The following is a 21,531-nucleotide window of genomic DNA, read 5'->3' on the forward strand; positions in this document are numbered from 1 at the left end:
CTCGATTTGTCTGCTGTGTTTCCCCGTTGCCCTGACGTTTACGTGTGCGTAATGTCTGAGTGGGTTGGTGGAATTGCAGGAGGGCGATGATGGATTGCGATGTTCTGGTGATCGGGGCAGGGCTTGCGGGTCTTGTGACGGCCGTGGAGGCTGCCGATCGCGGTCTGAGGGTCATCGTACTCGATCAGGAAGGTGAGCAGAATCTCGGAGGGCAAGCCTTTTGGTCGCTCGGAGGGCTTCTATTCGTCGACAGTCCCGAGCAGAGGCGCATGCGTATCCGCGATACGCTTGATCTCGCGCGTCAGGACTGGATGGGGTCGGCGCAATTTGATCGTCCGGAGGACTATTGGCCGCGCCGCTGGGCGGAGGCCTATCTCGATTTCGCGGCAGGTGAAAAGCGCGCCTGGCTGCATGGCCAGGGTATGCGCTGGTTTCCGGTGGTCGGCTGGGCGGAGCGCGGCGGTGGGCTCGCTGATGGGCACGGAAACTCGGTGCCGCGTTTTCATGTGACGTGGGGAACGGGTCCTGGCGTTCTGGCGCCGTTCATTGCACGGGCCCGAGTGCTGGAGGCAAGAGGGCGCATTCGCTTCCGGTTCCGCCATCAGGTGGATGAATTGATCATGAGCAATGGTGCGGTCACCGGTGCGCGCGGTTCGGTTCTGAAAAACGACGGTGTGCCGCGCGGGCGGCGCAGTTCGCGCGAAGTTATCGACGAGTTCTGGTTCGAGGCGGGCGCTGTCGTCGTCTCGTCCGGTGGCATCGGCGGCAATCACGATATGGTCCGCCGCCAGTGGCCGGTCGATCGCCTCGGTCCGCCGCCGAAATTCATGGTCAGCGGTGTGCCGGATTATGTCGATGGCCGGATGGTGGAGATTGCCGAGCATGCGCGCGGATCGGTGATCAACAAGGATCGCATGTGGCACTATACCGAGGGCCTCCGAAACTTCGATCCGGTCTGGACGAACCACGGTATCCGCATCCTGCCCGGGCCATCCTCGTTCTGGTGCGATGCGGATGGCAACCGGTTTGCAGCACCCGCCATGCCGGGCTTCGATACGCTCGGTACCTTGAAGGCGATCCGCAAAAGTGGCGCGGACTACAGCTGGTTCATCCTGACCAAAGCGATCATCAAGAAAGAGTTCGCGCTGTCCGGCTCCGAGCAGAACCCAGATCTGACGGGAAAGAATATACCGCTGCTGTTGAAGCGCCTTGGTAAGAACCCACCGGGGCCGGTACAGGCGTTCATGGACAAGGGCGAGGATTTCATCGTTCGCGACCGGCTGGAGGATCTGGTCGAGGCGATGAACGCCTTGACCGGTGAGGGGAGGCTTTCGCTGGAGCATCTGCGTGGCCAGATCGAGGCGCGGGACCGCGAGATCGGCAATCCGTTCTCCAAGGACGCGCAGGTCACTGCCATTCGTGGCGCACGCAATTATCTCGGCGACAGGCTGATGCGGACGGCGAAGCCGCACCGGCTGCTTGATCCGAAGGCTGGGCCGCTGATTGCAGTGAGGCTGAATATTCTCACACGGAAAACGCTGGGTGGTCTCCAGACCGATCTGAATGGCCGGGTGCTGGAACTGTCAGGCGAACCGGTTCCGGGGCTCTACGCGGTCGGCGAGGTGGCCGGTTTCGGCGGCGGCGGCATGCATGGTTACAATGCGCTGGAAGGCACGTTCCTTGGTGGGTGCCTATTTTCGGGACGCATTGCCGGGCGCAGCGTCGGCGCCTGATCGGCGCGCGAGAAAAACCGCTCCCCGGAATGACCGGAGAGCGTTTTTAAATCAATCCAGCTGGACGTTGGCGTCCTTGACGACAGGACCCCATTTGGCGAGCTCCGCGGTGACATGGGTGGCCAGTTCTTCCGGCGTCGAAGCGACGATGGTGGCGCTGAAATCCTTCATCTTCTCAGCCACTGCCGGGTCTGCCAAGGCTTTCTTCGCCGCCGCATTCAGCCGGTCGACAGCTTCCTTCGGGGTGCCTGCCGGGGCAAACAGCGCATTCCAGGTATAGGTCTCATAGCCTGGGATGGTTTCGGCGATCGTCGGCACATCCGGAAAGGACGGCGCGCGGTCCTTTGTCGTGACGGCAAGCGCCCGCAACGTGCCGGACTTGATATGGCTGGAAGACGAGGGAAGATTGTCGAACATGATCGGCACCTGGTTGCCGATAACGTCGTTCAGGGCCGGGCCTGCTCCCTTATAGGGCACGTGCTGAATGTTGACGCCGGCTATCTTCTTGAACAATTCGCCGGAGAGATGCAGTGGTGTACCATTGCCCGACGACGCATAGGAATATTGCTCCGGCGCTGCCTTCAGCAATGCCACCAGTTCGGCGACGTTCTTTGCCGGAAGTTCCGGGTTCACCACCAGCACGTTGGGGACAAGCACCAGCAGCGAGACCGGCGCGAAATCCTTTTCCGGATCGTAGGGTTTGGTTTTCAGGATCAAGGGGTTGAGTGCGTGCGTCGCAACCGTGCCCATCAGGATGGTGTAGCCATCTGCTTCGGCGCGCGCCACCCGGTCGGCGCCGAGATTGCCACCAGCGCCTGCGACGTTTTCAACGACGATCTGCTGGCCGAGATCCTCGGACATCTTCTGCCCGATGATACGGGCGACGACGTCTGTCGAGCCGCCAGCCGCAAATGGGACCACGAGGGTAACTGGGCGATCGGGGAATTCCTGCGCCTGCGCCGCCGTACCGAGCGCAAGTGCTGACGCCGCCACCATCGCAAGAGCAAGTGCAGTCCGCCGCTTTAACAAAGACAATGCCATTCAAATCTCCTCCCAAAGACGTTGCTGCGGGCAACAATAGCGCTGCAAGCCCGCAGGGCAACCTTTGGTGGGAGATTAACCGTTAAACGTCTTAGCCGAGCGTGATAACATTGCTTGCCTCGGGCGCATCGTAGTCGAATTGCAGCCGGGCGAGCTTGGCATAGAGGCCGCCCTGGCGGACGAGGGAAGCGTGCGTGCCCTCTTCGACGATCTTGCCCTGATCCATGACCAGGATGCGGTCGGCCTTCAGCACCGTTGCCAGGCGATGGGCGATAACCAGCGTGGTGCGTTCGCGCATCAGGCCGTCCAACGCTTTTTGCACCAGCGTTTCGCTCTCGGCGTCGAGCGCGGAGGTCGCCTCGTCGAGCAGCAGAACCGGCGCGTTCTTCAGGATGGCGCGGGCAATGGCGATGCGCTGACGCTGGCCGCCTGACAGAGTGATGCCGCGCTCGCCGACCTGCGTGTCATATCCCTGATCGAGCCGGGCAATGAACTCATCGGCTTGTGCCGCGACGGCGGCGGCTTTCACCATGTCGCGTGATGCCGATGGCAGGCCGAAGGCGATGTTGTCGTGGATCGAGGCGGCAAAGATAGTCACGTCCTGCGGTACGATGGCGATGCGGCGGCGCAGGGCTTCCGGATCGACGGCACGGATATCGGCGCCATCAACGCTGATTGCACCCTTTACCGGATCGTAGAATCTCAGAAGCAGAGAGAAGACCGTGCTCTTGCCAGCACCCGACGGGCCGACGATCGCAACCGTTTCGCCCGGTTTGACGGCAAAGCTCAGGCCCTTAACGCTCTTGTAGCCCGGCCGCGACGGATAGGCGAAGTGCACATCGTCGAAGGTCACGGCACCCACTGCCGGCTCCGGCATCGGCAGCGGATTGGCTGGGGCGGTAATCTCGGGCTGTTCAGCCAGCAGCTCGCTCAAGCGCTCGGCAGCACCTGCGGCCTGGGAGAGTTCGCCCCAGACTTCCGAAAGCGCGCCAAGACTACCGGCGGCAAAGACCGAGTAAAGCAGGAACTGGCCGAGTGTGCCGGCAGATAGGGTACCGGACAGCACGTCCTGCGCACCGAACCAAAGGACGGCGACGACACTGCCGAAGATCATGGTGATGGCAAACGCTGTGAGGATCGAGCGGGCCTTGATTGCGGAGCGCGCGGCCTGATAGGCGCTTTCGACGGAGCTGCCATAGCGGGCCTGCGCCGCAGCTTCGCCATTGAAGGCCTGAACGGTGCGGGCGGCCGAAATGGCCTCGCCGGCATAGGCCGAGGCGCTGGCAAGCGTGTCCTGTGCTTCGCGCGACCGGCGGCGCACCGAGCGGCCGAAACCCACCAGAGGGAAAACGATGACCGGGATTGCTGCAATCACCAGGCTCGACAGTTTTGGGCTTGTATAGACCATCATGCCGATGGCCCCGAGACACAGGATGATATTGCGCAGTGCGACGGAGGCCGTTGCACCGACTGCGGACTTGATCTGCGTCGTATCGGCCGTCAGCCGCGAGACGATCTCGCCGGACTGATTGACATCGAAGAAGGACGGCGAAAGCCGGGTGACATGATCGAACACATCGCGGCGCAGATCAGCGACGATACGCTCGCCGAGCGTGATGACGAAATAGTAACGGCAGGCGCTCGCGAGGGCCAGAATGATCGCCAGGATCATCAGCATGGAGAAGTATGTGTTGATGAAACCGGAATCGGAATTGGAGAAACCGTGATCGATCATCCGGCGCACGGCCATCGGCAGCGTCAGGGTTGTCACGGCCGCGGCGACCAGCGAAATACCGGCACCTATGACGAGATTGCGATAGCGCTGGATGTAGGGCAGCAGCTTGACCAGCGGGCGGACTGACTTCCGTCCCGCCGGTTGAACGACCTCATTCGACACATGACCTCCAATACCGGAAGAAGCTGCAAAACTCGCATGAGTCTTCTCCGGTGGTACTTGTTATCCTAATGACCATCATGTATAGGCACGGCATCAAATTGGGAAGCCGTGGTCCCTTCAGTGGTCTGCGGTTTCATTTACGTGTTCGGTCCCCATGCCGCAATGGCCCGCAAATGGCTTGCGACAATTGGACCCTGGAACTTGCAGGAAGATTGTTATGAAGGCTGATATCCATCCCGATTACCACATGATCAAAGTCGTCATGACAGACGGCACGACCTACGAAACCCGCTCGACTTGGGGTTCGGAAGGCCAGACCATGAACCTCGAAATCGACCCGACGTCGCATCCGGCATGGACCGGCGGCAACCAGCAGATGCTGGACCGTGGCGGCCGCGTTTCCAAGTTCAAGAAGCGCTTCGAAGGCCTCGGCCTCTAAGCCTTTCCTGTTGGAAGATGATTTTGAAAGAGCCCGGTTTGTCCGGGCTTTTTTGCGTTGCGGATTGTCTGGCTTTCCGGGCATTGTCATGGCGCCTTGCCGAACGCCTCCTTGTAGGCGGCGGGTGTCGTGGACAGATGTTTGCGGAAGTGATGACGCAATGTGGCGGTCGTTCCAAAGCCGGCAATCTCGGCGACCTTTTCGACGGATGCGTCCGACGTCTCCAGTAGGTCCCGTGCGCGTGACAGGCGTTCACCCAGAAGCCAGCGTGCCGGTGTCATGCCGGTGGCTGCTTCGAAACGGCGAAGAAAGGTGCGTGTGCTCATGCCGGCGCGTGTTGCCAAAGCCTCGACAGAGTGGTCGCCACCCAGCTGTCCCCTCATATGATCCAGTAAAGGCCCGAGCCGGCTGCTTTCGTGCGGCTTCGGGACGGCCTGCGCGATGAACTGCGCCTGTCCGCCATCCCGGTGGGGTGGAACGACGAGGCGGCGCGCGACTGTGTTTGCGGCGGCCGTGCCGTAGTCGCGGCGGATCAGATGCAGGCAGAGATCAAGGCCAGCGGCACTGCCTGCCGACGTTAGGACGTTTCCCTCGTCGACATAAAGCACATCGGGCGTCACCAGAATGTCGGGATATTGCTCCTTCAGGGTTTCCGTATAGCGCCAATGCGTTGTCGCGCGCTTTCCGGAAAGAAGACCAGCTGCGGCAAGAACGAAGACGCCGGAGCAGATGGACAGGATGCGCGCGCCCCGGCCGTGCGCCTTGCTCAGCGCATCACACAGATCGGCGGGCACCGGCGTCTCCACGCCGCGCCAGCCCGGAACGATAATCGTATCCGCCTGCGACAGGAGTTCCAGACCTCCATCGACGACAAATCGTATGCCGCCGGTCGCGCGCATTTCGCCATCGTCAATCCCGGCCACTGCAAAGCGGTACCAGTCCGGTCCCATTTCTGGCCGTGACAGGCCAAAGACCTCAACGGCAACGCCGAATTCGAACGTGCAGAGGCCATCATAGGCGATGGCGACAACGAGGCGACTTGGGCCGGGCGAAGGTTGAAGAGTGTTTGGCATGATATTGACCCTATATGGCAATGATGCCATCTGCAACTCAGGCCGGATGTGGTCTACGAATGTCCGCGTCATCACAATGGAGGCCAAAATGAGTTTTGTAACAGACTACCCCGCCGCATCGCCTGATACCGCCATCGATCACTTCTCGAAGCGACTTTCCATGGAAACCGATTGCTCGGACGTGGCGTCTGCTCTGGTCTCCGGCGAGCAGGACTTTGTTCTTCTCCATGTCGTCGGTTCGCCCGATGCCTATGAGCGCCGGCATGTCCCGGGCGCGCTCCACCTGCCACACCGCGACATATCGCGAGAGCGCATGGCGGAGTGGCCGGAAGATAAGCTGTTCGTCACCTATTGCGCTGGCCCGCATTGCAACGGAGCAGATCAGGCTGCGCTGAAGCTTGCGCGTCTCGGGCGGCCGGTGAAGATCATGATCGGTGGCATCACCGGATGGGCCGATGAGGAGTTGCCTTTTGCGTCGGGCTCCGAGCCGGGCGTCTTTCGGAAGCAGGCGGCGTAATCATCAATCTGGAGCCGGTCTTGTCATGTTTCGTGGCGTTCGAGGCGTGGCGCTCCGGTTCGTTAAATCCAAAACAATAGTATTGACTAATCAATTAGTGTTGGCTATTTGATTAGTCATGATTGAAGCCACCGATATCACCACTGTCCTGCGGACTCTTGCCGACCCGACACGGCGCGCCGTTTTCGAGCGCGTCGTTGGTTCCGACGAAATTACCGTGGTCGAACTGACGCGCGGCAGTGGTGTCACGCAAGGTGCCATCTCCCAGCATCTCAAATCGCTGAAGAAAGCGGGTCTGGTCGTAGAGCGGCCGGAGGGCCGCAATGTCTACTATCGTGCCCGGCCGGAAGGTCTGGAGCCACTGGCAGACTGGATGGGTGACTACGGCGCTTTCTGGCGTGACCGCTTTGCCAATCTTAGAAACCTGCTCAAGGAGATCGATCAATGAACGACGCTGCATTAAAGGCTGATACGCAGGATATCGTGGTTGACGAGGTGTTCCCGCATGCGCCCGAGACGATCTGGAAGGCGTTGACATCGGGTGACCTGATCGCACGCTGGCTGATGAAGCCGACCGGATTTGAGGCAGTTGAGGGCACGCGTTTCACCTACCAGACGACACCGGCGGGTGAATGGGACGGAGTCATCCGCTGTCAGGTACTGCAGGTAATCCCAAATCAGCGTTTGGCCTACGCCTGGAAAGGCGGCCACGCGGGAAATGCCGGCTATGGTTCGCCGCTCGATACGGTCGTTACCTGGGTGCTGACTACGGCTGAAAGCGGCACGCGCGTCCGGCTTGTTCATTCCGGCTTTGTGCTGCCGAAGAACGATGTTGCTTACCAGAACATGAGCAATGGTTGGAAAAAGGTTGTTCGAAACCTGGACGCCGTTGCGGCCGAGCAGGATGGGGCAACGTCCCTGCATTGACGACACCGCAGGTCGAGCCTGCCCGCTGAGATCAATCACTGCTGCCGATCAAGGTATCCCGGTCTGTCCGCGTGCGGCAGGACGAACCCGTGCGCGGAAAAATCTGTTTTCGATTACATCTTGAGGAGAAGTGAGATGAGCAAGGCTTTTATTGGTGGATGTGCCTGCGGTGCGATCCGCTATGAAATTTCCGCTGAACCGATTTTCATGAACGAGTGCCAATGCCGGGACTGTCAGCAGAGAAGCGGGACCGGACATGGTTCTTACCTGACATTCGCCGGCCGTGAGGATGTGAAGCTGAAAGGAGAGGCGACGCAGTGGGAGGTCGCTGGCGATAGCGGCGGGATCAAGAGACATGCCTTTTGCCCGACCTGCGGATCACCGGTCTATCTGACGTTTGCGGCAATGCCGGACTTTTTCACGGTGCATGCGGCGAGCCTTGACGATCCGGGCCGGTTCAAGCCGCAAGCGGTGACTTACCATGCGCGCGGTTATGGCTGGGATCACCTTGATCCGGACCTGCCGAAATTCGACAAGATGCCGCAAACATAACGATAAGGCGTCTGCTTTGCCCATGAAGCGCCAATGCCCGCTTCCCTCACGGCGCAACCATCGCTAGAGTTCCCGTTGGCGTCACTGAGCTGACGGGGATGGGATACGCATGAAGATTATGTTTGCGGAGTTCGCTGCGGCGGCCTTCGTTCTGTTTGCCCGCGCGATCACTGCGGTTCGCGCCATCTGGCCAGAGCATGGATTGCCATCGCGCCCTTGCGTCTATTTTGCCAATCATTCCAGCCATGGCGATTTCGTGCTGGTCTGGGCGGTGCTGCCGCCCCGGCTGCGGAAGCTGGCCCGGCCGGTGGCTGGTGCCGAATATTGGCTGAAATCGAAGATCAGCACCTTCATCGGTCGTGATGTCTTCAACGCGGTGCTGATCGAGCGTGAACGGGAAAAGCGGACGCAGGACCCGATCGAACTGATGACCACGGCGATTGACGATGGCTCGTCGCTGATCCTTTTCCCGGAGGGAACGCGCAACCAGACGGAAGCGCGGCTCCTGCCTTTCAAGAGCGGCCTCTTTCATCTGGTCTCGGCGCGCCCGGACGTCGAGCTGGTGCCGGTCTGGATCAACAATCTGAACCGCGTCATGCCAAAAGGCGAGATCGTGCCGATACCGTTGATCTGCACCGTCACTTTTGGCGACGCCCTGCGGGTCGCACCCAACGAGAGCAAGGACGCCTTCCTTGAGCGAACGCAGGCGGCGCTGCTGGCCTTGGCTCCAAAACCATTGGGAAGCGGCGAATGAATACGGCAAGCGCAGACCTTCTGACCCTGGTTTTTGGCATTTTCGGCGTACTGATCTTTGCGTCCGTGATCGGCTATGTGCTGCAGCGGCGCTTTTCCGCCGATGGGCCGAATGCTGCGGTGGAAAACCTCAATGCCCGCATCAAGGCCTGGTGGGTCATGGTCATCCTGATCGGCATTGCGTTCATCGCCGGCCGGGTTGGTGTCCTCATTCTCTTCGCCTTCTGCTCCTTTGCTGCCCTGCGGGAATTCGTCACCCTGATCAATACCCGGCGCGCGGATCACTGGGCGCTGGCCTCGGCCTTCTTCATCGTTCTGCCGATCCAGTATTATCTGCTCTGGACAAAGGAATACGGCATCTTCGCCATCTTCATTCCGGTCTATGCCTTCCTTTTGATGCCAATCATTTCGGTTCTGAGGGGTGATACCGAGCGTTTCCTCTTGCGAATAGCCGAACTGCAATGGGCGCTGATGATCTGCGTTTTCTGCGCGTCGCATGTGCCGGCACTGCTCACCCTCAATATTCCCGGCTATGAGGGACGCAATGTGCTCTTGATCGCCTTCCTGGTGATCGTCGTGCAGCTCAGCGATGTCCTTCAATATGTCTGGGGCAAGCTGTTCGGGCGCACCAAGATCGCGCCGAACCTGTCGCCGTCGAAGACGGTTGAAGGCTTTGTCGGTGGGGTGATCAGCGCCACCCTGATCGGTGCATCGCTGTCATGGATCACCCCATTCACACCGTTCCAGGCGGGCGTTCTGGCCTTTATTATCACGCTCATGGGCTTCTTCGGCGGGCTGGTCATGTCGGCGATCAAGCGCGATCGTGGCGTCAAGGACTGGGGCAATCTGATTGAGGGACATGGCGGGTTGATCGACAGGCTGGATTCGGTTGTCTTTTCGGCACCGATCTTCTTCCATATCGTGCGCTATTGGTGGTCGCTCTCGTGACGGATACGCTCCGGCGATGGGCCGGTAGCGGCATCGTGCATGTTCTGTTTGCCTTTCTGGCGATGGGTGGTTGGGCCGTTTTTGCCAATCGGGGTCATGCCATGCCACAGCCGCTTTATTCGGGACTTCTGCAGGGGGTACTGTCGGCTTGCCTGACGCTGTTTTTGAAATCCCTGATCGATGTCCTATCCAAGCGCTTTACCGGCGTCGCGCGATTTTGGGCGCCGCCACTGATTGCTTGCCTTGGGTCGGCAAGCCTGCTTACGGCGCTGCATGCGCTGATCGGAACACCTGAAATAGCCAGAACCGTCGCGGTGCCGCTCATGGTGTCCACCAGCTATGTGTCGATCTACAATTATTCGATTTCCAGAAAGAGGGATGCTGGACCATGACCGAAACAGGCGACCGGCGGCCCCTGGCAAGCCGTAACACCCGATGGGCTGGTGCTATCGCGCGGTGGCTGGCGGCGCGGGCAATTACGCCCAACCAGATCTCCCAGGCCAGCATGGTCGCGGCGGGGCTCGCCGGCGGTGCGTTCCTGCTGGCAGGACAGAGTACGGGCGGGCTGCGGATTGCCTGCCTGCTGCTGGCGATCCTGTTTTGCCAAGGGCGGCTGCTGTGCAATCTTTTCGACGGCATGGTCGCGGTGGAAGGTGGCAAGGGTGCGCCGGACGGTCCTTTCTGGAACGAGTTTCCGGACCGGGTGGCGGATCTGCTGATTTTTGCCGGTGTTGGGTATGGTATCGGCATGCCGGGTCTCGGCTGGGCGGTGGGGGCTTTTGCCGTGCTCACCGCCTATGTCCGCGAACTTGGCCGCGCCACCGGACAGCCGAGCGACTTTTCAGGCCCGATGGCCAAGCAGCACCGCATGGCGGCGATCACGGCGGCTGCGGCCATCTCTATTCTGGAGCCGCTGTGGGACGGCCACAATCAGGTGTTGACTGCGGCGCTGTGGGTCGTTGCCATCGGAGCAGCACTGACGGCAATCCGCCGCGGCCGGACATTGGTGCTTCGCCTGAAAGAAACCGTCAGGCCATAGCTTCAGCTTACACACCGGAAAAACAAGAAACCCGGCTCGATGGCCGGGTTCGAAATATCAGGTCGCCTGTTGGCTTAGATCAGTTCGTGCCGAAGGCGGTCTGCAGCAGGTTGAGCTGGGCTTTGACGCCGTTCTGGTTGTCCGGAAGGAAGTTCTGGGCTTCCTGCGGACGGTAGATTTCACGGTCGAGCAGGGCGACACGGTTCTGAAGGCGCAGCGACCGGTCGATCAGGTCGCGAAAACCTTCCGGCAGATCGTTCCAGCCCGGTGCGGTGCGGTCGACATTGAAGCTGTCGAGGCGAACCTTGTTTTTTTCCGACAGGACCTGCTCGCGGTTCATCTCGCCATTGTTGACGGCGCGCTGCAGCAAAAGCCAGGATGCCATCTGCATCAGACGGGTGGTGAGACGCATCGATTCCGCTGCGTAAAGTACGGATGCCATGCGTGGCAGGACCTTTGATGCGGTACGGCCGGGGCCGTCGAGATAGCTTGCCGTTTCTTCAACCAGGCCCATGCCTTCAGCGTATAGCACCTTGAACTGCGCCGAAGACGCAGCGTGCCCCGCGAAGCTCACAGTATTCAATCCCCGTTCGGACATGGTTTGATTCCCTGGTTAAACGCATCGACTTGGTCAGGTAACGGGTGAGTTAACAAAAAGTTTCTTGCTGCCCGTTTGATAGCTTGAACATGATCCCATAGCGCATTCCGCGCAAGCCTATTCTTAAGAAAGGGTTAATCTCCACAATTCTCTGCAAACTGTGGAAAAAAAGACAAAAAAAGAGCCGCTTAAAGCGGCTCTCAAGGTAAAACAGGGAGAAAAATCAGACCATTCGCCAATGGTGAAATGTCTGAGTCCAGAGCGATCCGGATAGCTCAGTAATACCTTATAATGCTTAATGGAGTCTTTCGGAGGACAAGATCAGGGTGAATTTTGCCTTGTTTTCAATGCCCGACGATAGCGTCTCTACGAGATATGAAACTATTAACGAAAGAAGTTCTCGGCGGCAGATTTGCTTGCCGACTTTCTCGTTCGCTCGGCTTCCAGCCGCTCGATCTCCTGTTTCAGCAACTCAATGCGCAGAGAGAGTTCGTCGGCCGACAGCAACGCGAGATCCGAGCCGATCTCGTGGGCCAGCTGTTTCTTCGGACGGTCATCGTCAAACAGGCTCATTGCGGCTTCCTTTCCGGCTCTTCGCCATTCGGCTCCTCCTCGAACGGAGCGGCGCGTGGCGACAGTTGCAGGCTCTCGGGCGTGGTCAGCGTGCCCGGGTTGATCGTCGAGTAGGCATCGCGCTCGGCCGCTGGCACGGCGGCGCGCATGCGGCTGCGGAAGATCGCGTAGATAGTGATCAGCACATGGGCACAGGCGGTGATCATGAACAGGCCGTAGGGGCCGGTGACGGTCATGATCGGGCCGCCGATGGTCGGGCCGATAATCGTGCCGATGCCATAGAGCAGCAGCAGTCCGCCAGAAATCTTGACGAAATCCTCGGGCGTTGCAAAGTCGTTGGCATGTGAAACGGCTATCGGATAGAGCGCGTTGGCTGTCGCGCCATAAATGCCGACCAGTGTGATCAGCATGATCACATGGGTTGGTTCGATCAGGAAGATCAAGGTGCCGGCCACAGCCGCGACGGCCGCGAGCGCTGCCAGAACATAGCGGCGGTCGATCATGTCGGAGAGACGGCCGGCGGGAAACTGCATCACCGCACCGGCAAAGATCGTCGTACTCATCATCAGCGCCACGTTGCTGTCTGTCAGTCCCACCTGGCGGCCGAAGACGGCGCCGAGCGTGCCGTAGGCACCGTTGGCAATGCCGACCAGCAGGATGCCGAGGAAGGAAATTGGTGAGTTGCGATAGAGACCGCGCAGGTCAAGGCTCACCTGTTTCAGCGGCTGCGGCGAGGCTGCGGTCGAGAGCAATGTCGGCAGCATGGCCAGGCAATAGACGATGCCGCAGATCATGAAGAACGTCGTTGCCCCGGTGTCGCCGAAAGGGATCATCAACTGACCACCAACGACACCCATCAGGGTGATGGCGATGTAGAGCGAGAAGATTGCGCCACGGCTTTCATTGGTGGCACGCTCGTTCAACCAGCTTTCGATGATCATCGATGTGCCGGCGGTGGAAAAGCCGGTAAAGGCGCGCAGCACCACCCACCAGATCGGATCGACCAGCAGACCTGTCAAAAGCGCAATGATGGCCAGAAGTGCTGCAAAGCCGCTGAAGGCGCGCACGTGGCCAGCGCGCTTGACGATGGTCGGGGCAAGCAGGCAGCCGAGCACAAAACCGCTGGCCCAGGATGTGCCGAGCAGGCCGAGCAATGTGGTCGAATAGCCTTCCGTCGTGCCGCGTACCGGCAGCAACAGGCTGTGCAGGCCGTTTCCAAGAAAGAGAAACAGCGTTCCGAGCAGGAGTGCGGCGACGGGAAGAAGGTTTTTTCGCATATGAAATCCGCTGGTTCCGGGCTGCACCGAAAGGTAGGGCCATGCTGCCACAATTGCCAGCCGGAATTTTTTATTGAGTGAGTAAGCAAAAGACGCTCTAACCCTGATCGCGCGCAAAAGTGACGCGCGTGTGACGGGCTGGAAGCGTCGCTAAGCTCTTTTCAACAAATGAGAAAACAATGTCGAAAGCGTTAATGGTTCTCCTGCTTTTGGCGATGCTGATCCAGGTTTTGAAACCGCTCAACCTGCCAGGGCTGCGTCGCCGCAGTGATTTCTGGAAGATCGCCGTGTTTGCGATCGCAGTGATGATGCTGACGGTGCTGATCCGGCCCTAAAGGCTGATCGAGCCCTGCATGACGGCAACGCAGCGTCCGGAGATCCGCACAACCCGTACCATGCCACCCGATTTTCGGACATTCAACTCGATCAGGCTCCGGCGCCCCATTTCGACACCTTGCTCGATGACGATATCGAGGCTGAGTTCGGCATCCGGCCGCAGCGAGGCGAGAAGTGCTGCAAGCGCGCCGGATGCGCTTCCGGTCGCCGGGTCTTCGATGACATCGTCGAGCGGGGCAAACATACGGGCGCGCAGATGTCCGGGTTTTCCCGGCGGCTGGGTGTAAAGAAACAGCGAGAACTGATCGTCTTCCGGTGAATACCGCCGGCCGGCAGCGGTGAAGGCGGCCAGGTTGGGGCACGCACCGGCGAGCGTCTCGAGATCAGCCAGTTCAGCAATGGCGAATGGCAGGCCAACGGACGCGATGATCGGCGCGTGGGCGTCTGTGCGGATGGAACTGGCGGGGATCGAGGCGCAGCTGGCAATGGTGTCGGTGTCGACCTGCGGCCCGAGAGACAAGGCTTCCGGCGCCAGAATCCCGGCTCCATCGACGCGCGCCCGAGCGTCACGAATCAGCGTCGCCTCGACGAGGCCTGCCTTTTCCTCGAACCGGAGGATGTCGCCGGGCGGCTTGCCGAAAATCTCCGGCTGCGAGCCGAGAACAAAGGCTGTGCCGACATTCGGATGACCGGCGAAGGGGATCTCCATCGTTGGCGTAAAGATCCGGACGCGGGCGGTGTTGGCGGTGTCTTCCGGCGGGAGAACAAAGGTAATTTCGGAGTAACGGAACTCGGTGGCAATCGCCTGCATCTGTGCATCGGACAGGCCGCGTGCATCCGGGATCACCGCAAGCTGGTTGCCGGCAAATCGCTCCGTGGTGAAAACATCGACGGTGACATAGGCGACGCTGTTCATGATGGCTGATCCTCCGCCAGATTGATCCCTGTATCGGGGATAGCGCAGAGCGGCGGCGGCGCGAACACGGGTTTTTGTCACCATGACAATTGAACGCCGCTTCCGCGGCGGTTCGGTCTCGCGATCACGCAAAAGGCCCGGATGCTCGCGCAACCGGGCCTTTGTCTCTTCCTCCGTAACTTTGAAATTACGCGGCTTTTTCGAGTTCCTTCTTCCAGCCGCCCTTGGCGGCCAGGCTGCACATTTCGGCACGGTGGCTGAAGGCGCGCTGGCCGGCGGCGACGTTTTCAGGCTTGCCACCCCAGGCGTTGAGCGCCTCGGTCTGCAGGGCGCGGCCATAGGAGAAGGTCATGCCCCAAGGCAGTTCGTAGCCGGCCTTCATGGCGGAGAGGTGCGCGGTTGCTTCTTCGGTGGACTGGCCGCCAGAGAGGAAGGCAATGCCTGGAACCGCTGACGGCACGGTGCGCTTCAGAACCTTGATGGTACGCTCTGCCACTTCGGCGACTGAAGCCTTACGGGCTTTCTTGCCGTCGATGACCATGCTTGGCTTGAGGATCATGCCTTCGAGGCTGACGCGGGCGTCGTTCAGCTCTTCGAACACGATGCGCAATGTCAGTTCGGTGACTTCCTCCGAGCGTTCGATCGAATGGGTACCCGGTGCGCCGTCCATCAGCACTTCCGGCTCGACGATCGGCACGATACCTGCCTCCTGGCAAAGGGCGGCGTAGCGCGCGAGCGCCTGCGCGTTGGCCTTGATGGCGCCGAAGCTTGGCAGAACGTCTGAAACGGAGATCACGCCGCGCCATTTGGCGAAACGGGCGCCTGCGTCATAATAGGTCTTCAGGCGGGCGGCGAGGCCATCGAGGCCTTCGGTGATCGTCTCGCCCGGGAACTTTGCCATCGGCTTGGCACCGGTATCGACCTTGATGCCGGGAACGGCGCCAGCGGCGCGGATGACATCGACGAGCGGCGTGCCGTCGGCGGCTTTCTGGAGCAGGGTCTCCTCATAGAGGATGACGCCGGAGATGTAGGCTTTCATCGCCTCGTCGGCGCGAAACAGCATTTCGCGGTAATCACGGCGCGACGTATCCGTCGATGTCAGGTTGATCGTTTCGAAGCGCTTGCCGATCGTCGCAGTGGATTCGTCGGCTGCCAGCAGACCCTTGCCGGTGGCGACCATGGCTGCTGCGATGTCTTCCAGTCTTTCGCTCATATGCGTTCTCCTGTTTGTCGTGATGGATCGCCGATAACAGAAGAATACGGCAACGAAAATGGAAGTTAAATTGTTTAAAACGATTAAAATAAATTTAATCGTTTGAAATATTGGGATTATTTTTGCGTTGCATCAAAAATGCGGTGCGCTGCAACGAAAAGCCCCGGCGCGAGGCCGGGGCAAGGGGAGTACGCCGCAGTGCGTTTTGCGCGGTGGCGCTTACTTCTGCTGGTGCAGGATATCGACGCCCGGAAGCGGCTTGCCTTCCATCCATTCGAGGAATGCGCCACCGGCGGTCGAGACATAGGTGAGGTCGTCGGCAACGCCCGCGTGGTTCATTGCCGAGACCGTATCGCCGCCACCGGCAACGGACACGAGCGCGCCGCTCTTGGTACGGCTTGCGGCATGCTTGGCAACCGCGACGGTGGCCTTGTCGAACGGAGCGATCTCGAAGGCGCCGAGCGGACCGTTCCAGACCAGCGTTTCGGCTTTGCTCACCCACTCGTTGATGGCGGCGATCGACTTCGGTCCGACGTCGAGCACCATGGCATCGGCCGGGATGGCTTCGATATCGACAACTTCATTGTCGGCGCCAGCCTTGAACTCGCGGGCAACAACGCCGTCGACCGGCAGCACGATGGCGCAACCGGCTGTCGCAGCCTCGATCATGATCTGCTTTGCGGTGTCTGCGAGGTCATGTTCGCACAGCGACTTGCCGACATTGGTGCCGCGGGCGGCGATGAAGGTGTTGGCCATGCCGCCGCCGATGACGAGGGCATCGACCTTCTTTACCAGGTTCATCAACAGGTCGATCTTGGTGGAGACCTTGGCGCCGCCGACGATGGCAACGACCGGACGCTTGGGATTGCCAAGGCCCTTTTCCAGCGCCTCAAGCTCGGCCTGCATGGTGCGGCCGGCATAGGCTGGCAGCAGGCGGGCAAGACCTTCGGTCGAGGAATGGGCGCGGTGCGCGGCGGAGAAGGCGTCGTTAACATAGATATCGCCATTGGCGGCCAGCGCCTTGGTGAACTCGGCGTCGTTCTTTTCCTCGCCCTTGTGGAAGCGGGTGTTTTCGAGCAGCAACACATCGCCGTCGTTCATGCCGGCAATGGCAGTGGCTGCCTTCTCGCCGATGCAATCGGCAGCGAAATGGACGCGCTGGTCGAGGATATCTTCAACCGCAGGCGCGATCAGCGACAGCGACATGTCGGCGACCGGTTCGCCCTTCGGGCGGCCGAAATGGGCGAGCAGGATGACCTTGGCGCCCTTTTCCGAAAGTTCGCGGATCGTCGGCACGACGCGCTCGATGCGGGTCGCGTCCGTTACCTGGCCGTCTTTGACCGGAACGTTGAGATCGACGCGGACAAGCACGCGCTTGCCGGCAATGTCGGTGAGGTCGTCGAGGGTCTTGAAAGTCATGGGCGGTCTCCGGTCATAGTCTTATGAAAAGGGTGGGATAATCCATCACCAGCCCGTCCTCGTCCACCGGCAGGTCGGCGGTAAAAGAACGGTCCTCGGCCTCGTATCGATAGAGCCGGCCTTCCTCAAGGCAGGTGTAGTTCTGGCCGTCGGGAAAGGGCTCGAACGTATCGAAAGGCACAAAGAGCATGGTGAGTTTTGCAGTGCCGTCTTGCGGCGTCAGGCCGAGACGGCGGATCGGCAGGGTATTGGTAAAGGGCGTTCCGGCAAGGTCGATATCGATGCAACCGTCGAATGCGGAAAGGTGCGTGCCATCGGCGTCGCGCCAATGTCCCTTGCCGTCGGAGGCGAGAGCAAGCTGTCGGCCATCTGTCGTGTCGATGCTGAAGGACATCACGGTCCAGGTCTCATCGCAGTCGATGATGTAGCGAACGCCGTAAGGGCGGCCGCCGCGTTCGCCGATCAGGACACTGCTGGCGCGGATCGATGCGCCATTGACCGGTCCGATCGTCAGATGTTCGAGCCCTTCCCCTTCGAGCGGACGCCAGCGTGCCGTCTTGAGGGAAGGGCGCCGAAACATGACTTTAGATCAGCTTTGCCATCGCAACGGCGGTGTCGGCCATGCGGTTGGAGAAGCCCCATTCATTGTCGTACCAGGACAGGACACGCACGAACTTGCCTTCGAGAACCTTGGTCTGGTCGTTGGCGAAGATCGACGAATGGCTGTCATGGTTGAAGTCGCGCGAAACCAGCGGCTCGTCGGTATAGCCGAGGATACCCTTCAGCGCGCCGTCGGAGGCTGCCTTGATCGCAGCGTTGATTTCCGCAACCGTCGTGTCGCGCTTGGCAACGAACTTGAAGTCGACGACCGATACGTTCGGGGTCGGAACGCGGATCGAGGTGCCGTCGAGCTTGCCCTTGAGGTGCGGCAGCACGAGGCCGACGGCCTTGGCGGCACCGGTCGAGGTCGGGATCATCGACAGCGCCGCAGCGCGGGCGCGATAGAGATCCTTGTGCATCGTGTCGAGCGTCGGCTGGTCGCCGGTATAGGCGTGGATCGTCGTCATGAAGCCATGGTCGATGCCGACGGCGTCGTCCAGTGTCTTGACGACCGGAACCAGGCAGTTGGTCGTGCAGGATGCGTTGGAAATGACCAGGTGTTCCTTGGTCAGTTCGTTGTGGTTGACGCCGAAGACAACAGTCAGGTCAGCACCGTCGGCCGGAGCCGAAACGATGACGCGCTTGGCGCCTGCCTGCAGGTGCAGTGCGGCCTTGTCGCGCGTGGTGAAGATGCCGGTGCATTCCAGAGCGATGTCGACGCCCATTGCGGCATGCGGCAGGGTTGCCGGATCCTTGATCGCCGTAACCTTGATCGGCTTGCCACCAGCAACGGAGATGGTGTCGCCTTCGACCTTGACCTCAGCCGGGAACCGGCCGTGGACGGAATCGTAGCGCAGCAGATGTGCATTGGTCTCGACAGGGCCGAGATCGTTGATGGCAACGACTTCAATATCGGTGCGGCCGGATTCGACGATGGCGCGAAGGACGTTGCGGCCGATGCGGCCGAAGCCGTTGATGGCAACTTTTACAGTCATTTCAGGTCTCTCCCTGTCTAAGGTCTCGATGTGGAAAACGGAGCGCGTTGGGACGCGCTCCGTAGAGGAAAATCAGGCAAGCTTCTTTTCGGCAGCCGCGACGATCGCGTCGGAGGTGATGCCGAAATGCTTGAACAGATCCTTGGCCGGGCCGGAAGCGCCGAACGAGTGCATGCCGACGAAATCGCCATCGTTGCCGATGAAGTAATCCCAGCCCTGACGGACTGCGGCTTCGGCGGCGATCTTGACCGGCGCATTGCCGATAACGGCCTTGCGGTAATCGGCCGGCTGTTCCTGGAACAGTTCGAAGCAGGGAACCGAAACCACGCGGGTTGCAATGCCCTTGCCGTTCAGTTCGCCAGCAGCCTTGACGGCCAGTTCGACTTCCGAACCGGATGCGAAGATCGAGACCTTGGCATTGTCGGCGGCGATCAGTTCATAGGCACCCTTGGCAGAAAGGTTTTCGGCCGAGTAGGTCAGGCGCGACGGCGCAAGGTTCTGGCGGGTCAGCGCCAGGCCCGACGGACGATGCTGTTCTTTCAGTGCCTGCTGCCAGCATTCGGCGGTTTCCACCGCGTCTGCCGGGCGGAACATCAGGAGGTTCGGGATCGCACGCAGCGCTGCCATGTGCTCGACCGGCTCATGGGTCGGGCCATCTTCGCCGACGCCGATGGAGTCATGCGTCAGGACGTGGATAACGCGGATGCCCATCAGGGCGGCGAGACGGATCGACGGACGGCAGTAGTCCGAGAAGATCATGAAGCCGCCGGAGTAGGGGATCAGACCGCCGTGCAGTGTGATGCCGTTCATGGCAGCTGCCATGCCGTGTTCGCGGATGCCCCAGTGCATGTAGCGTCCGGAGAAGTCGGTCGGGGTGATCGACGTCATCTGGCTGGTCTTGGTGTTGTTGGACGGCGTCAGGTCGGCCGAACCGCCGAGCATTTCCGGCACGAGGCCATTGATGACTTCAAGCGCATCTTCAGATGCCTTGCGGGTGGCGATTGCTGGCGGAGCGTCGGCCAGCTTCTTCTTGTAGGTGTCGATGGCTGCGTCGAGATTGCCCGGAAGCACGCCGGCAAAACGGCGGGTGAACTCGGACTTCTTGCCAGCTTCGGTCGAGGCCAGACGGCCTTCCCATTCCGCACGCAGACCGGCAGAGCGGCCGCCAGCTGTACGCCATGCGTCGAGAACGTCGGCCGGGATTTCGAAGGCCGGGGCTTCCCAGTTCAGCGCCTTGCGGGTGGCTGCAATTTCCTCGGCGCCGAGCGGCGAGCCGTGAACCTTGTGGGTTCCCTGCTTGTTCGGAGCGCCGAAGCCGATGGTCGTCTTGCAGGCGATGAAGGTCGGGCGGTCCGACTTCTGTGCTGCTTCGATGGCAGCTGCGATCTGGTCGGGATCATGACCGTCAACGCGGATCGTGTTCCAGTGAACGGCCTGGAAACGGGCGATCTGGTCGGTCGAGTCCGACAGCGAAACGGCGCCGTCGATGGTGATGTTGTTGTCGTCCCAGAACAGCACCAGCTTGTTGAGCTTCAGGTGGCCGGCAAGCGCGATGGCTTCGTGGCTGATGCCTTCCATCAGGCAGCCGTCGCCGCAGAGCACATAGGTGTGATGGCTCTGCAGGTCGCTGCCGAACTCTTCTTCGAGCTTGCGTTCGGCGATTGCCATGCCGACGGCATTGGCAATGCCCTGGCCGAGCGGGCCGGTGGTGGTCTCAATGCCCGAGGCATGGCCGTATTCCGGATGGCCGGCGGTCTTGGAACCGAGCTGGCGGAACTGCTTGATGTCCTCGATGGTCATGTCCTCGTAGCCCGTCAGATAGAGCAGCGAGTAGAGCAGCATCGAGCCATGGCCGGCCGACAGGACAAAACGATCGCGGTCTGCCCAGAGCGGCGCCTTCGGATCGAATTTCAGGAAACGGGAGAATAGCACCGTTGCCACATCGGCAGCACCCATGGGCAGGCCGGGATGGCCGGAATTGGCCTTTTCGACGGCATCCATGGAGAGGAATCGGATTGCATTTGCCATCCGGTCGTGTTTTTCGCGAGAGATCATTGTCTGTTCCGCTTGAGTTCGGTGGACAGGGGACGGTCTCTATCCTCCAAAGACCGTATGAGAAGCGGGTGACACATAGCACTTGCTTCTGCGGAGTCAACAAATACGGGCTTTCTGACTGGGCTGGAAGGCGCTTTTTGGACGGGTTTTATGCTCTGTTCGTGCAAACGGGCATGAGGCATGCTAATCGATTTAAAGATCGTGATCCACAGGTTCCGCAGTCTGTGCGGGCCGTCGGCGTTGTGAACACTTGCCGAATGGGTTTATTAGTGTGATTGGCTTGAAATACAGGCTCCGGGCGGCGATTCGACGCGGCCTGGCGCGTATCAGGAAAGCGTGATGGCGGCAGGAAAGACAGTCAAGGCGGCGATCGATGAGTTGCGTGGTGCATTGAGCAGCCTCGAGAATGCCATTGATGGGCGGTTCGACCGGGAGCGGGACCGCGGCGAGATCGAAGGCGAAGTGCGTCGCGTCAATACCGACCGGTCACGGCTTGCCCAGGAACTCGACCAGTCGCAATTCCGTGCCAACCGTCTCGAGGAAGTCAACCGCGAAGTCTCGCGCCGTCTGGTGACGGCCATGGAAACGATAAGGGCAGTGCTGGACCGCTAAGGCGCGGTCAGCCTGCGG

24 protein-coding genes are annotated in these 21,531 nt (G+C 60.4%); 12 read left to right on the forward strand and 12 right to left on the reverse strand.

What is annotated here, in order from left to right; genetic code table 11:
* Nucleotides 1-86: 86 nt before the first annotated feature.
* Nucleotides 87-1,733 carry an FAD-binding dehydrogenase gene (locus R6X40_RS11850; protein WP_318413796.1) on the forward strand — a complete coding sequence of 549 codons (1,647 nt, stop codon included), beginning with the start codon at nt 87-89 and terminating at the stop codon, nt 1,731-1,733.
* A gap of 51 nt (nt 1,734-1,784) precedes the next feature.
* Here the strand turns inward: R6X40_RS11850 and R6X40_RS11855 are convergent, their stop codons facing one another.
* Together R6X40_RS11855 and R6X40_RS11860 are read right to left on the reverse strand one after the other, a co-directional pair.
* Nucleotides 1,785-2,774, reverse strand: a complete 990-nt coding sequence (locus tag R6X40_RS11855; protein WP_318413797.1) for a tripartite tricarboxylate transporter substrate binding protein — start codon at nt 2,772-2,774, stop codon at nt 1,785-1,787.
* A 91-nt stretch (nt 2,775-2,865) separates the two neighbouring features.
* On the reverse strand, nt 2,866-4,671 hold the full coding sequence (locus R6X40_RS11860; protein ID WP_318413798.1) for an ABC transporter ATP-binding protein/permease: 1,806 nt from the start codon (nt 4,669-4,671) through the stop codon (nt 2,866-2,868).
* A 217-nt stretch (nt 4,672-4,888) separates the two neighbouring features.
* Between R6X40_RS11860 and rpmE the strand changes: the two genes are divergently transcribed.
* On the forward strand, nt 4,889-5,110 hold the full coding sequence (gene rpmE / locus R6X40_RS11865; protein ID WP_318413800.1) for a 50S ribosomal protein L31: 222 nt from the start codon (nt 4,889-4,891) through the stop codon (nt 5,108-5,110).
* 86 nt (nt 5,111-5,196) lie between these two features.
* On the opposite strand, the gene ftrA is transcribed toward rpmE, so the two are convergent.
* A complete protein-coding gene (ftrA, locus tag R6X40_RS11870) occupies nt 5,197-6,183 on the reverse strand; it encodes a transcriptional regulator FtrA (RefSeq protein WP_318413802.1) in 987 nt (328 codons plus the stop codon).
* Nucleotides 6,184-6,271: 88 nt separating this feature from the next.
* Here ftrA and R6X40_RS11875 point away from each other — a divergent pair, with 88 nt between their 5' ends.
* The 8 genes from R6X40_RS11875 (at nt 6,272) to R6X40_RS11910 (ending at nt 10,919) form a co-directional block, all read left to right on the forward strand.
* A complete protein-coding gene (locus tag R6X40_RS11875; protein ID WP_318413804.1) occupies nt 6,272-6,700 on the forward strand; it encodes a rhodanese-like domain-containing protein in 429 nt (142 codons plus the stop codon).
* Nucleotides 6,701-6,818: 118 nt separating this feature from the next.
* Nucleotides 6,819-7,148, forward strand: coding sequence for a metalloregulator ArsR/SmtB family transcription factor (locus R6X40_RS11880; protein ID WP_318413806.1), 330 nt, complete (start codon nt 6,819-6,821; stop codon nt 7,146-7,148).
* Nucleotides 7,145-7,627 (forward strand): SRPBCC domain-containing protein, encoded by a 483-nt coding sequence (locus R6X40_RS11885; protein WP_318413808.1) that lies wholly within the window; start codon nt 7,145-7,147, stop codon nt 7,625-7,627. Before R6X40_RS11880 ends, R6X40_RS11885 begins: the two co-directional genes overlap by 4 nt.
* A gap of 135 nt (nt 7,628-7,762) precedes the next feature.
* Nucleotides 7,763-8,179 (forward strand): GFA family protein, encoded by a 417-nt coding sequence (locus tag R6X40_RS11890; RefSeq protein WP_318413810.1) that lies wholly within the window; start codon nt 7,763-7,765, stop codon nt 8,177-8,179.
* A gap of 109 nt (nt 8,180-8,288) precedes the next feature.
* Entirely contained in the window at nt 8,289-8,933 is a 645-nt protein-coding gene (locus R6X40_RS11895; RefSeq protein ID WP_318413812.1) for a lysophospholipid acyltransferase family protein, read from the forward strand.
* Nucleotides 8,930-9,880, forward strand: coding sequence for a phosphatidate cytidylyltransferase (locus R6X40_RS11900; RefSeq protein ID WP_318413814.1), 951 nt, complete (start codon nt 8,930-8,932; stop codon nt 9,878-9,880). The genes R6X40_RS11895 and R6X40_RS11900 overlap by 4 nt, the downstream gene beginning before the upstream one ends.
* Nucleotides 9,877-10,272, forward strand: a complete 396-nt coding sequence (locus tag R6X40_RS11905; RefSeq protein ID WP_412178368.1) for a hypothetical protein — start codon at nt 9,877-9,879, stop codon at nt 10,270-10,272. The genes R6X40_RS11900 and R6X40_RS11905 overlap by 4 nt, the downstream gene beginning before the upstream one ends.
* Nucleotides 10,269-10,919: a CDP-alcohol phosphatidyltransferase family protein gene (locus R6X40_RS11910; protein ID WP_318413817.1), complete on the forward strand. Its 651-nt coding sequence runs from the start codon at nt 10,269-10,271 to the stop codon at nt 10,917-10,919. Before R6X40_RS11905 ends, R6X40_RS11910 begins: the two co-directional genes overlap by 4 nt.
* A 79-nt stretch (nt 10,920-10,998) precedes the next feature.
* On the opposite strand, the gene R6X40_RS11915 is transcribed toward R6X40_RS11910, so the two are convergent.
* From R6X40_RS11915 to R6X40_RS11925, 3 genes are all read right to left on the reverse strand, one after another.
* The gene (locus R6X40_RS11915) at nt 10,999-11,517 is read right to left on the reverse strand and encodes a DUF1465 family protein (RefSeq protein ID WP_037099944.1); all 519 of its coding nucleotides are present in this window, start codon (nt 11,515-11,517) and stop codon (nt 10,999-11,001) included.
* A gap of 384 nt (nt 11,518-11,901) precedes the next feature.
* Complete coding sequence (locus R6X40_RS11920; protein ID WP_318413820.1) at nt 11,902-12,090, reverse strand: DUF1192 domain-containing protein; 189 nt, start codon at nt 12,088-12,090, stop codon at nt 11,902-11,904.
* The gene (locus tag R6X40_RS11925) at nt 12,087-13,367 is read right to left on the reverse strand and encodes an MFS transporter (protein WP_318413822.1); all 1,281 of its coding nucleotides are present in this window, start codon (nt 13,365-13,367) and stop codon (nt 12,087-12,089) included. The genes R6X40_RS11920 and R6X40_RS11925 overlap by 4 nt, the downstream gene beginning before the upstream one ends.
* A gap of 179 nt (nt 13,368-13,546) precedes the next feature.
* Between R6X40_RS11925 and R6X40_RS11930 the strand changes: the two genes are divergently transcribed.
* Nucleotides 13,547-13,702 carry a hypothetical protein gene (locus R6X40_RS11930; protein WP_318413824.1) on the forward strand — a complete coding sequence of 52 codons (156 nt, stop codon included), beginning with the start codon at nt 13,547-13,549 and terminating at the stop codon, nt 13,700-13,702.
* Here the strand turns inward: R6X40_RS11930 and R6X40_RS11935 are convergent.
* The 6 genes from R6X40_RS11935 to tkt form a co-directional block, all read right to left on the reverse strand.
* On the reverse strand, nt 13,699-14,619 hold the full coding sequence (locus R6X40_RS11935) for a PhzF family phenazine biosynthesis protein (RefSeq protein ID WP_318413826.1): 921 nt from the start codon (nt 14,617-14,619) through the stop codon (nt 13,699-13,701). The genes R6X40_RS11930 and R6X40_RS11935 overlap by 4 nt on opposite strands.
* A gap of 187 nt (nt 14,620-14,806) precedes the next feature.
* Nucleotides 14,807-15,832, reverse strand: a complete 1,026-nt coding sequence (locus tag R6X40_RS11940; RefSeq protein WP_318413827.1) for a class I fructose-bisphosphate aldolase — start codon at nt 15,830-15,832, stop codon at nt 14,807-14,809.
* A 219-nt stretch (nt 15,833-16,051) separates the two neighbouring features.
* Nucleotides 16,052-17,251, reverse strand: coding sequence for a phosphoglycerate kinase (locus R6X40_RS11945; protein WP_318413828.1), 1,200 nt, complete (start codon nt 17,249-17,251; stop codon nt 16,052-16,054).
* Between the two features lie 13 nt (nt 17,252-17,264).
* Entirely contained in the window at nt 17,265-17,831 is a 567-nt protein-coding gene (locus R6X40_RS11950; protein WP_318413830.1) for a putative glycolipid-binding domain-containing protein, read from the reverse strand.
* Between the two features lie 4 nt (nt 17,832-17,835).
* Complete coding sequence (gene gap / locus R6X40_RS11955; protein WP_318413831.1) at nt 17,836-18,846, reverse strand: type I glyceraldehyde-3-phosphate dehydrogenase; 1,011 nt, start codon at nt 18,844-18,846, stop codon at nt 17,836-17,838.
* A 72-nt stretch (nt 18,847-18,918) separates the two neighbouring features.
* A complete protein-coding gene (tkt, locus tag R6X40_RS11960) occupies nt 18,919-20,901 on the reverse strand; it encodes a transketolase (RefSeq protein ID WP_318413832.1) in 1,983 nt (660 codons plus the stop codon).
* A gap of 339 nt (nt 20,902-21,240) precedes the next feature.
* Between tkt and R6X40_RS11965 the strand changes: the two genes are divergently transcribed.
* Nucleotides 21,241-21,513, forward strand: a complete 273-nt coding sequence (locus R6X40_RS11965) for a DUF4164 domain-containing protein (protein WP_318413834.1) — start codon at nt 21,241-21,243, stop codon at nt 21,511-21,513.
* Nucleotides 21,514-21,531 lie beyond the last annotated feature (18 nt).

This window comes from Rhizobium sp. PL01 (genome assembly GCF_033447125.1).
Classification (GTDB): domain Bacteria; phylum Pseudomonadota; class Alphaproteobacteria; order Rhizobiales; family Rhizobiaceae; genus Pararhizobium.

Coding starts and splice junctions, on each gene's coding strand:
- R6X40_RS11850 (WP_318413796.1), top strand. CDS start 87: ATGATGGATTGCGATGTTCTGGTGATCGGGGCAGGGCTTGCGGGTCTT.
- R6X40_RS11855 (WP_318413797.1), bottom strand. CDS start 2,774: ATGGCATTGTCTTTGTTAAAGCGGCGGACTGCACTTGCTCTTGCGATG.
- rpmE (WP_318413800.1), top strand. CDS start 4,889: ATGAAGGCTGATATCCATCCCGATTACCACATGATCAAAGTCGTCATG.
- ftrA (WP_318413802.1), bottom strand. CDS start 6,183: ATGCCAAACACTCTTCAACCTTCGCCCGGCCCAAGTCGCCTCGTTGTC.
- R6X40_RS11875 (WP_318413804.1), top strand. CDS start 6,272: ATGAGTTTTGTAACAGACTACCCCGCCGCATCGCCTGATACCGCCATC.
- R6X40_RS11880 (WP_318413806.1), top strand. CDS start 6,819: ATGATTGAAGCCACCGATATCACCACTGTCCTGCGGACTCTTGCCGAC.
- R6X40_RS11885 (WP_318413808.1), top strand. CDS start 7,145: ATGAACGACGCTGCATTAAAGGCTGATACGCAGGATATCGTGGTTGAC.
- R6X40_RS11890 (WP_318413810.1), top strand. CDS start 7,763: ATGAGCAAGGCTTTTATTGGTGGATGTGCCTGCGGTGCGATCCGCTAT.
- R6X40_RS11895 (WP_318413812.1), top strand. CDS start 8,289: ATGAAGATTATGTTTGCGGAGTTCGCTGCGGCGGCCTTCGTTCTGTTT.
- R6X40_RS11900 (WP_318413814.1), top strand. CDS start 8,930: ATGAATACGGCAAGCGCAGACCTTCTGACCCTGGTTTTTGGCATTTTC.
- R6X40_RS11910 (WP_318413817.1), top strand. CDS start 10,269: ATGACCGAAACAGGCGACCGGCGGCCCCTGGCAAGCCGTAACACCCGA.
- R6X40_RS11915 (WP_037099944.1), bottom strand. CDS start 11,517: ATGTCCGAACGGGGATTGAATACTGTGAGCTTCGCGGGGCACGCTGCG.
- R6X40_RS11920 (WP_318413820.1), bottom strand. CDS start 12,090: ATGAGCCTGTTTGACGATGACCGTCCGAAGAAACAGCTGGCCCACGAG.
- R6X40_RS11925 (WP_318413822.1), bottom strand. CDS start 13,367: ATGCGAAAAAACCTTCTTCCCGTCGCCGCACTCCTGCTCGGAACGCTG.
- R6X40_RS11930 (WP_318413824.1), top strand. CDS start 13,547: ATGTCGAAAGCGTTAATGGTTCTCCTGCTTTTGGCGATGCTGATCCAG.
- R6X40_RS11935 (WP_318413826.1), bottom strand. CDS start 14,619: ATGAACAGCGTCGCCTATGTCACCGTCGATGTTTTCACCACGGAGCGA.
- R6X40_RS11940 (WP_318413827.1), bottom strand. CDS start 15,832: ATGAGCGAAAGACTGGAAGACATCGCAGCAGCCATGGTCGCCACCGGC.
- R6X40_RS11945 (WP_318413828.1), bottom strand. CDS start 17,251: ATGACTTTCAAGACCCTCGACGACCTCACCGACATTGCCGGCAAGCGC.
- R6X40_RS11950 (WP_318413830.1), bottom strand. CDS start 17,831: ATGTTTCGGCGCCCTTCCCTCAAGACGGCACGCTGGCGTCCGCTCGAA.
- gap (WP_318413831.1), bottom strand. CDS start 18,846: ATGACTGTAAAAGTTGCCATCAACGGCTTCGGCCGCATCGGCCGCAAC.
- tkt (WP_318413832.1), bottom strand. CDS start 20,901: ATGATCTCTCGCGAAAAACACGACCGGATGGCAAATGCAATCCGATTC.
- R6X40_RS11965 (WP_318413834.1), top strand. CDS start 21,241: ATGGCGGCAGGAAAGACAGTCAAGGCGGCGATCGATGAGTTGCGTGGT.